Here is a 9833-nt window from a genome sequence, read left to right as displayed (position 1 = left end):
GGCGTAGGTCAAGGAGCCCCGTTCGCGGGGCGGATCACATCGATACAGACGGAGAACAGGTTGCCCACGATCAACCAGCTGGTGCGCAAGGGCCGGCAGGACAAGGCCTCGAAGGTCTCGACTCCTGCGCTCAAGGGCTCGCCGCAGCGCCGCGGGGTGTGCACGCGCGTGTACACCACCACCCCCAAGAAGCCGAACTCCGCGCTCCGCAAGGTCGCGCGCGTCCGCCTCACCTCGGGCATCGAGGTCACGGCGTACATCCCGGGCGTCGGTCACAACCTGCAGGAGCACTCGATCGTGCTCGTGCGTGGTGGCCGTGTGAAGGACCTTCCCGGTGTCCGTTACAAGATCATCCGCGGTTCGCTCGACACCCAGGGTGTCAAGGGTCGCCAGCAGGCCCGCAGCCGCTACGGCGCCAAGAAGGAGAAGAAGTAATGCCTCGCAAGGGTCCCGCCCCGAAGCGGCCGCTCGTCGTCGACCCCGTCTACGGCAGCCCCCTCGTCACGCAGCTCGTCAACAAGATCCTTCTCGACGGCAAGAAGTCGACCGCCGAGCGCATCGTCTACGGCGCCCTCGAGGGCTGCCGCGACAAGACCGGCACGGACCCGGTGCAGACGCTCAAGCGCGCGCTGGACAACGTCCGCCCGAGCCTCGAGGTCAAGTCCCGCCGGGTCGGTGGTGCGACCTACCAGGTCCCGATCGAGGTCAAGCCGGGTCGCGCGACGACCCTCTCGCTCCGCTGGCTCGTCGGCTACGCCCGGCAGCGCCGCGAGAAGACGATGACCGAGCGCCTCATGAACGAGATCCTCGACGCGAGCAACGGTCTCGGTGCCGCGGTCAAGCGTCGCGAGGACACGCACAAGATGGCCGAGTCGAACAAGGCCTTCGCGCACTACCGCTGGTGACGCCGCCGGGGTGGTCCCGACCGGGGCCACCCCGCCGGTGCGCCGGTGGCGCACGACCACCGCGGCAGCGGTGCGCACGACCCCCCAGATCAGTCCCACGAACGAGATGAGAAACGAGTGGCACTCGACGTCCTGACGGACCTCAACAAGGTCCGCAACATCGGCATCATGGCGCACATCGACGCCGGCAAGACGACGACGACGGAGCGCATCCTCTTCTACACCGGTGTCAACCACAAGATCGGTGAGACGCACGACGGTGCCTCGACGACGGACTGGATGGAGCAGGAGAAGGAGCGGGGGATCACCATCACCTCCGCCGCTGTCACCTCCTTCTGGGAGGGCACCCAGATCAACATCATCGACACCCCGGGCCACGTCGACTTCACGGTCGAGGTCGAGCGCTCGCTGCGCGTCCTCGACGGTGCCGTCGCGGTCTTCGACGGCAAGGAGGGTGTCGAGCCCCAGTCCGAGACGGTCTGGCGCCAGGCCGACAAGTACAACGTCCCCCGCATCGCGTTCGTCAACAAGATGGACAAGCTCGGCGCGGACTTCTACTTCACGGTCGACACGATCAAGGACCGCCTCGGCGCGGAGCCGCTCGTCATGCAGCTGCCGATCGGCGCCGAGAACGACTTCGTCGGTGTCGTCGACCTGCTCTACATGCGTGCGCTCACCTGGCCCGGCGACGCCAAGGGCGACGTGACGATGGGCTCGAAGTACGAGATCGAGGAGATCCCCGCGGACCTGCTCGAGAAGGCCGAGGAGTACCGCAACCACCTCGTCGAGCGCGTCGCCGAGGCCGACGACGCCCTCATGGAGAAGTACCTCGGTGGCGAGGAGCTGACGATCGAGGAGCTCAAGGCCGGGATCCGCAAGCTGACGATCGACTCCGAGCTGTACCCGGTCTTCTGCGGCTCCGCGTTCAAGAACCGTGGCGTCCAGCCGATCCTCGACGCGGTCTGCGACTACCTCCCCAGCCCGCTCGACGTCCCGGCGATGGAGGGCCACGCCCCGAACGACGAGGACGAGAAGATCATGCGCCGTCCCTCGACGGACGAGCCCTTCTCGGCGCTGGCGTTCAAGGTCGCGGCGCACCCGTTCTTCGGCACGCTCACCTTCATCCGGGTCTACTCGGGCCGGATCGACGCGGGCACCCAGGTGCTCAACTCGACGAAGGGCAAGAAGGAGCGCGTCGGCAAGCTCTTCCAGATGCACGCGAACAAGGAGAACCCGGTCGAGGAGGCCCTCGCCGGGCACATCTACGCGGCCATCGGTCTCAAGGGGACCACCACCGGTGACACGCTCTGCGACATCAACGCCCCGGTCGTCCTCGAGTCGATGACCTTCCCCGAGCCCGTCATCCAGGTCGCCATCGAGCCCAAGACGAAGGGCGACCAGGAGAAGCTCGGCACCGCTATCCAGAAGCTCGCCGAGGAGGACCCGACGTTCCGCGTCGAGCTCGACGAGGAGACCGGCCAGACGATCATCGCCGGCATGGGCGAGCTCCACCTCGACATCCTCGTCGACCGGATGAAGCGCGAGTTCAAGGTCGAGGCGAACGTTGGCAAGCCGCAGGTCGCCTACCGCGAGACCATCCGTCGGGCCGTCGAGAAGTACGACTACACGCACAAGAAGCAGACGGGTGGTTCCGGTCAGTTCGCGAAGGTCCAGATCAGCCTCGAGCCGCTGGACACGACCGAGTCCGAGGATCTGTACGAGTTCGACAACCAGGTCACCGGTGGTCGTGTCCCGCGCGAGTACATCCCCTCGGTCGACGCCGGCATCCAGGACGCCATGCAGTACGGCGTGCTCGCCGGCTACCCGCTCGTCGGGATCAAGGCGACCCTGCTCGACGGTGCGTACCACGACGTCGACTCCTCGGAGATGGCGTTCAAGATCGCCGGTTCGATGGCGCTCAAGGAGGCCGTCCGCAAGGCCGACCCGGTCCTCATGGAGCCGATGATGAGCGTCGAGGTCCGTACCCCCGAGGACTACATGGGTGACGTCATCGGTGACATCAACGCCCGCCGTGGACAGATCCAGTCCATGGAGGACGTCAGCGGTGCCAAGGTCGTGCGCGGCCTCGTCCCGCTGAGCGAGATGTTCGGGTACGTCGGCGACCTGCGGTCCAAGACCCAGGGTCGCGCGAACTACTCGATGGAGTTCGACTCCTACGCCGAGGTCCCCAAGGCCGTGGCCGAGGAGATCATCAAGAAGACCCGCGGGGAGTGAGCGGTACACTCAACCGCTCCCGCCTCTAAGGGCACCACGCAGCACCAGCACCACCCCCAGAACGACGCCACGTCCTGCCCGGTCGTACGGCGTAATCACAGAAGAGAAGTCCTGAGGAGGACATTCAAGTGGCGAAGGCAAAGTTCGAGCGGTCGAAGCCGCACGTCAACATCGGCACGATCGGTCACATCGACCACGGCAAGACGACGCTGACGGCTGCGATCTCGAAGGTCCTGCACGACAAGTACCCGGACCTCAACGAGGCGTCCCCGTTCGACTCGATCGACAAGGCGCCCGAGGAGAAGCAGCGCGGTATCACCATCTCCATCGCGCACATCGAGTACCAGACGGAGCAGCGTCACTACGCGCACGTCGACTGCCCGGGTCACGCCGACTACGTGAAGAACATGATCACGGGTGCCGCCCAGATGGACGGCGCCATCCTCGTCGTCGCCGCGACGGACGGCCCGATGCCGCAGACGAAGGAGCACGTCCTCCTCGCCCGCCAGGTCGGCGTCCCGTACATCGTCGTCGCGCTGAACAAGGCCGACATGGTCGACGACGAGGAGATCCTCGAGCTCGTCGAGATGGAGGTCCGTGAGCTCCTGTCCGACTACGACTTCCCGGGCGACGACGTCCCGGTCGTCAAGGTCTCCGCGCTCAAGGCCCTCGAGGGCGACGCCCAGTGGGGCGAGTCGGTCCTCGAGCTCATGAACGCCGTCGACGAGGCGATCCCGGAGCCGGAGCGCGAAATCGACAAGCCGTTCCTCATGCCGGTCGAGGACGTCTTCACGATCACCGGTCGTGGCACCGTCGTCACCGGTCGTATCGAGCGCGGCATCCTCAACGTCAACGAGGAGATCGAGATCGTCGGTATCCGCGACGAGAAGCAGACCACCACGGTGACGGGCATCGAGATGTTCCGCAAGCTGCTCGACGAGGGTCGCGCTGGTGAGAACGTCGGTCTCCTCCTCCGTGGCACCAAGCGTGAGGACGTCGAGCGCGGGCAGGTCATCTGCAAGCCGGGCTCGATCACGCCGCACACCGAGTTCGAGGCGCAGGTCTACATCCTCGGCAAGGAGGAGGGCGGCCGTCACACGCCGTTCTACGACAACTACCGTCCGCAGTTCTACTTCCGGACCACGGACGTCACGGGTGTCGTCAGCCTCCCCGAGGGCACCGAGATGGTCATGCCCGGCGACAACACCGACATGAAGGTCGAGCTCATCCAGCCGATCGCCATGGAGGACGGCCTCAAGTTCGCCATCCGTGAGGGTGGCCGCACGGTCGGCGCCGGTCGCGTCACGAAGATCCTCAAGTGACGCTCTGACCGATCCCACGGACGGCCCGTCTCCCCACCGGGAGACGGGCCGTCCGTCGTCCCCGGGTCCGTGCGTGACGTACGCGGAACTACTTTTGTCGTTCCACCCCCTGACACCGAAAACCCCTGTAAACTTGACGCGAAGCGTCCTCCTGCGCCTGCCCCACGGATTGGAACCCACGTGACCAGCACGATCAGCCGCCGCACGCTCGCGAAGGGCGCGGCCTGGACCGTCCCCGCCGTCACGGTCGGGGCTGCCGCACCCGCGTTCGCGGCGTCGACGACCTGCCAGCCGGAGACCTGTGCCCACCCGCGCCTGTCCGCCGTTCAGGTCCTCGCGGCGCGAGGGATCGACGGGAAGGCGAACATCACGTTCACCGGCGCGATCACGGCCACGATCGGCCAGTGCACCGGTCTGTTCTCGCTGGGTGTCGCCACCCTGACCCAGGTCGAGATCCAGTGGACGAGCAACGCCCGACCGGGCTCGCCGGTGCCGGCCGGGACGACGACCACCACGACGAACCTGAACCTCGCGCTCGGTGTGAACGCCCTCGGTCTCCTGGTGATCCCGACGGCCCTCATCAACGTCTCCGGGGTGCCGAACGTGCAGCTCGGCCTGTACACCGGCGTCGCGAACATCGGGCTCCTGCCGTCGCGGCCGACGAAGATCTGCTTCTACATCCGCTACACCCGGATCCTGGGTGGGGGACTTCCGCCTCAGGAGTGCCAGGCCAAGGTGTGCGTCGACCCGGTGATCATCGCCGCCGTCGGCGACGTTGGCCTCATCACGGGCCTCGGCCTCGTGACGTACACCATCGCCGACGTCGGCTGACGCGACACGACGCGTGTCGGACGGCCCATCACCCCCCCCCCGGGGGGTGATGGGCCGCCCACGTCCCGGGGTCGTGCGACCGACAGGTGGGGCACAGGTCGGCCATCGGGCCGTGCCAGCCGAGCCGCCGATCGTAGGTGTCGTCGAGGCCGGGACCAGCCCGGCCCGCGCACCGAGGAGTGACGGCATGACCCCCACGAACATCCCCACCAGCCTGAAGATCGCCACCGTCGGCGGCCTGGCCGCCGCAGCGACGGCGATCGGCGTCGCCGGCGCCCAGGCCGACACGTCCCCGTCGACCGCAGGCGCGACCACCTCGTCCACGACGACCGACCAGTCGTCCGCCGGGAACGGGACGGCGAAGGCGCCGGACCACGGCCGCCCCGGTCCGGGCCGCCCGGGTGAGGGCGGGCCGGGCGGTCCGCGCGAGGACGCGGCCGCGCTGGCGAAGAAGCTCGGCATCACCGAGGCGAAGCTGACCGCCGCGATGCAGAAGGTCCACGAGGCGAACCGGCCGACGTCCCGCCCGGCCACGCCGCCGACCCAGGCCGACATGAAGGCCCACCGCACCGCCGAGGCCGCAGCGCTGGCGAAGCAGCTGGGCATCAGCGAGTCGAAGGTCACGGCGGCCCTCGACGCGGTCCGCGACGCCCACGAGGCCCAGGAGCGCACCGACCTCGCCACCCGGCTCGACTCGGCGGTGAAGAAGGGGACCCTCACGTCGGGCGACAAGGCGAGCGTCCTCAAGGCGTTCGACGCCGGGGTCCTGCGCGGCGGCCCCGCGGGCGGACCGCACGGCCGCTGACGATCTCGAGCCCGACGGCCCGCCGGCAACCCCGCCGGCGGGCCGTCGCCGGGCGGGGGAGGGGCGATCGCATAGGGTTTCGCCCAACCGCGCCGCCCGCCCCCCCAGGAGCACCGCCATGCCCACCCCTCGCGAAGGAACGGCCGTCGAGAAGGCCGAGAACGCCCCGCACCCCGACGCCGAGTTCAAGCCGGGGGAGCTGAAGGAGATCAAGAAGCCCTCGTGGGTCTACACGACCAAGAAGGCCTTCAGCGAGTTCACCCGGGACCAGTGCACCGACCTCGCCGCGGCCCTCACCTATTACTCGGTGCTCTCCGTCTTCCCGGCGCTCCTGGCCATCGTGTCGGTGCTCGGCGTCGTCGGCCAGGCGGACGAGACGACGACCGCGGTCCTCGACCTCATCCGGCAGGTCGGCCAGGGTGACGTCGCGGACCAACTCGCCGGGCCCGTGAGCCAGATCGCCCAGTCCAAGGGCGCGGGCCTCGGCCTCGTCATCGGTGTCGTCGGTGCGCTGTGGTCGGCCTCCGGGTACGTCGGCGCGTTCGGCCGTGCGCTCAACCGCGTGTACCAGGTCGACGAGGGTCGCCCGTTCTGGAAGCTGCGCCCCGCGAACCTCCTCCTCACAGCCGTCCTCGTCCTCATGGCGGTCGTCCTGCTGCTCGGACTCGTCCTCAGCGGCGACCTCGCGGCGGGGGTCGGGGAGCGGATCGGCCTCGAGGCGGGGACCGTCGAGATCTTCAACATCGCCAAGTGGCCGGTGATGCTCGGCGTCGTCGTCCTGATGATCGCGATGCTCTACCACTTCACGCCCAACGTCCGGCAGCCGAGGATGCGGTGGATGAGCCCGGGCGCGGCCCTCGCGCTCGTCGTCATCCTCCTCGCGTCGTTCGGCTTCGCGCTCTACGTGCGGAACTTCTCCTCGTACGACAAGACGTACGGCTCGCTCGCCGGTGTCATCGTCGCCCTGCTGTGGGTGTGGATCGTCAACAACGTCCTCCTGCTCGGCGCGGAGTTCGACTCGGAGCTCGAGCGCTCGCGCGAGCTGCAGGCGGGTATCCCGGCCGAGGACACCCTCCAGCTGCCCCCGCGCGACACGAAGGCCTCGGAGAAGGCCGCGGAGAAGCGCGAGGAGCAGATCGCCGAGGGCCGCCGCCTGCGGCTCGAGGCCGACCCCACCGAGAGCGTCGCCCGCAACCTGGGCCACGACACGGTGCCCGGTCACGGTCGCCCGATCGGCGGCGAGCGGCGAGAGGGCCGAGGTACCCGCCGTGCCGGCAGCTCCCGGCCGACGGTCGGGGTTGGTGATCACCGCGTCCGCGACGACGCCCCGGAGACGAGCGACGCCGCCTCGAAGATCGGCGGCCTGCTCACCCTCCCGACGGTGATCTGGGCGGTCGTCAAGGGGATGCAGCGCGGCCGCTGAGCGGCCCGCGGAGAAGCGACACGCCTCGGTGCGGGCCATTCCGGCCCGCCGTGCACGCCGCTGGTAGCGCGATTTGTGATGGCGACGCATCCTCTGGCACACTAGAGCGGTTGCTTGATGAGCGCCTGCGTGCGCATCCCGGCCAGGGGTGCACCACGTGGCGCAACCGTGGGTGAGAACGAATCGAACCGGGCGCATGTCCCCGGGGCGACACATCCACGTCGACGAGCTCCGGTGCTGCCGGAGAACCGACCATCGGGACGGCGCGGGAACGCGCGCGTCCCGATCCCGCGGAGCGGGTGCGACACACCCGACCTCGGGGGTCGGTGTCGGCAGACCACACAGACCAGCTGGACGGCGAGAGAGAGACGTAACGGATATGGCGGGACAGAAGATCCGCATCCGACTGAAGTCGTACGACCACGAGGTCATCGACTCCTCGGCGCGCAAGATCGTCGACACGGTGACCCGTGCCGGCGCGACCGTTGTCGGCCCCGTGCCGCTCCCGACGGAGAAGAACGTCTTCTGCGTCATCCGGTCGCCGCACAAGTACAAGGACAGCCGCGAGCACTTCGAGATGCGGACGCACAAGCGCCTCATCGACATCATCGACCCGACGCCGAAGGCCGTCGACTCGCTGATGCGTCTCGACCTGCCGGCGGACGTCAACATCGAGATCAAGCTCTGAGCGGGAGGGAACGATGACCACCGCCACCACCACGCGGACGCTCAAGGGCGTCCTCGGCGAGAAGCTCGGCATGACCCAGGTCTGGGACGCCGACAACAAGCTCGTCCCCGTCACCGTCGTCCAGGCCGGCCCGTGCGTCGTCACGCAGGTCCGTGACGAGGCCACCGACGGCTACGCCGCCGTCCAGATCGCGTACGGCGCGATCGACCCGCGCAAGGTGAGCAAGCCCACCGCCGGCCACTTCGAGAAGGCCGGGGTCGCCCCGCGCCGCCACCTCGTCGAGCTGCGGACCTCCGACGCCGCCGAGTACTCGCTCGGCCAGGAGGTCACGGCCGAGATCTTCGAGGCCGGCCAGGAGGTCGACGTCACGGGGACGACCAAGGGCAAGGGCTTCGCCGGTGTCATGAAGCGCCATGGCTTCGCCGGTGTCTCGGCCAGCCACGGTGCGCACCGCAACCACCGCAAGCCCGGCTCGATCGGCGGGTGCGCCACCCCCGGTCGCGTCTTCAAGGGCATGCGCATGGCCGGTCGCATGGGCGGCCAGCGCCAGACCACGCAGAACCTGACGATCCACGCCGTGGACGCCGAGAAGGGCCTGCTGCTGATCAAGGGCGCCGTCCCCGGCCCCCGCGGCGGCATCGTCCTCGTCCGCACGGCTGCCAAGGGAGCCTGACATGCCGACGATCGACATCCTCAGCCCGGAGGGCACGAAGACCGGCACGGCCGAGCTGCCCGCCGAGGTCTTCGACGTCCAGACGAACGTCCCGCTCATCCACCAGGTCGTCGTCGCCCAGCTCGCCGCTGCGCGGCAGGGTACGCACGCGACGAAGACCCGCGGCGAGGTCCGCGGTGGTGGGCGCAAGCCGTACAAGCAGAAGGGCACCGGTCGCGCCCGCCAGGGTTCGACCCGCGCCCCGCAGTTCGCCGGTGGTGGCACGGTCCACGGTCCGCAGCCGCGCGACTACAGCCAGCGCACGCCCAAGAAGATGAAGGCCGCCGCCCTGCGCGGCGCGCTCTCGGACCGCGCCCGTCACGGCCGGATCCACCTCTTCTCGAGCCTCGTCGCCGGTGAGACCCCGAGCACCAAGGCCGTCGCCGGCGTCCTCGGCGGGCTCTCGACGCGCAAGAACCTGCTCGTCGTGCTCGACCGGGCCGACGAGGTGGCGACGAAGTCGGTCCGCAACCTCGCCGACGTCCACGTCCTGTGGGCCGATCAGCTCAACACCTACGACGTCCTGTGCGCCGACGACGTCGTCTTCACGCAGGCCGCCCTGGACGCGTTCCTCGCCGGTCCGCAGAAGAGCACGGAGGAGACCAAGTGAGCACCACCGTCAAGGACCCCCGCGACGTCCTGATCGCGCCGGTCGTCTCCGAGAAGTCGTACTCCCTCCTCGACGAGGGCAAGTACACGTTCATCGTCGACCCGGCAGCGAACAAGACGGAGATCAAGATCGCCGTCGAGCGGATCTTCGACGTCAAGGTCGACTCGGTCCACACGCTCAACCGCAAGGGCAAGGCCCGCCGCACGCGGTTCGGCATGGGCCGCCGCAAGGACACCAAGCGCGCGATCGTCACCCTCCGCGAGGGCACGATCGACATCTTCGGCAGCCAGGCCTGACCGGGG

11 protein-coding genes are annotated in these 9833 nt (G+C 68.8%); all 11 read left to right on the top strand.

The genetic code is table 11. The features are described from left to right. Positions 1–60: 60 nt before the first annotated feature. Positions 61–435 (top strand): 30S ribosomal protein S12, encoded by a 375-nt coding sequence (gene rpsL, locus DAA34_RS01155; protein WP_050668617.1) that lies wholly within the window; start codon positions 61–63, stop codon positions 433–435. After that, positions 435–905 carry a 30S ribosomal protein S7 gene (gene rpsG / locus DAA34_RS01150; RefSeq protein ID WP_106817262.1) on the top strand — a complete coding sequence of 157 codons (471 nt, stop codon included), beginning with the start codon at positions 435–437 and terminating at the stop codon, positions 903–905. The genes rpsL and rpsG overlap by 1 nt, the downstream gene beginning before the upstream one ends. 117 nt (positions 906–1022) lie before the next feature. Next, positions 1023–3140: an elongation factor G gene (fusA, locus tag DAA34_RS01145; RefSeq protein WP_106817261.1), complete on the top strand. Its 2118-nt coding sequence runs from the start codon at positions 1023–1025 to the stop codon at positions 3138–3140. A gap of 128 nt (positions 3141–3268) precedes the next feature. Next, positions 3269–4462: an elongation factor Tu gene (tuf, locus tag DAA34_RS01140; RefSeq protein ID WP_106817260.1), complete on the top strand. Its 1194-nt coding sequence runs from the start codon at positions 3269–3271 to the stop codon at positions 4460–4462. Positions 4463–4642: 180 nt separating this feature from the next. Further along, complete coding sequence (locus DAA34_RS01135; RefSeq protein WP_106817259.1) at positions 4643–5293, top strand: hypothetical protein; 651 nt, start codon at positions 4643–4645, stop codon at positions 5291–5293. A 187-nt stretch (positions 5294–5480) separates the two neighbouring features. Then, positions 5481–6098 (top strand): hypothetical protein, encoded by a 618-nt coding sequence (locus DAA34_RS01130; RefSeq protein ID WP_106817258.1) that lies wholly within the window; start codon positions 5481–5483, stop codon positions 6096–6098. A 118-nt stretch (positions 6099–6216) separates the two neighbouring features. Beyond that, positions 6217–7521 (top strand): YihY/virulence factor BrkB family protein, encoded by a 1305-nt coding sequence (locus DAA34_RS01125; protein WP_106817257.1) that lies wholly within the window; start codon positions 6217–6219, stop codon positions 7519–7521. A gap of 379 nt (positions 7522–7900) precedes the next feature. Further along, positions 7901–8209 carry a 30S ribosomal protein S10 gene (rpsJ, locus tag DAA34_RS01120; protein WP_012867945.1) on the top strand — a complete coding sequence of 103 codons (309 nt, stop codon included), beginning with the start codon at positions 7901–7903 and terminating at the stop codon, positions 8207–8209. Between the two features lie 13 nt (positions 8210–8222). Continuing rightward, entirely contained in the window at positions 8223–8882 is a 660-nt protein-coding gene (gene rplC, locus DAA34_RS01115; RefSeq protein WP_106817256.1) for a 50S ribosomal protein L3, read from the top strand. A 1-nt stretch (position 8883) separates the two neighbouring features. Further along, positions 8884–9531 carry a 50S ribosomal protein L4 gene (gene rplD / locus DAA34_RS01110; protein WP_106817255.1) on the top strand — a complete coding sequence of 216 codons (648 nt, stop codon included), beginning with the start codon at positions 8884–8886 and terminating at the stop codon, positions 9529–9531. After that, the gene (gene rplW / locus DAA34_RS01105) at positions 9528–9827 is read left to right on the top strand and encodes a 50S ribosomal protein L23 (RefSeq protein WP_106817254.1); all 300 of its coding nucleotides are present in this window, start codon (positions 9528–9530) and stop codon (positions 9825–9827) included. Before rplD ends, rplW begins: the two co-directional genes overlap by 4 nt. Positions 9828–9833 lie beyond the last annotated feature (6 nt).

This window comes from Janibacter massiliensis (assembly GCF_900289115.1).
Lineage (GTDB): Bacteria > Actinomycetota > Actinomycetes > Actinomycetales > Dermatophilaceae > Janibacter_A > Janibacter_A massiliensis.
Note: the sequence above shows the minus strand (reverse complement) of the source record. Positions and strands in the feature narration are given on the sequence as shown.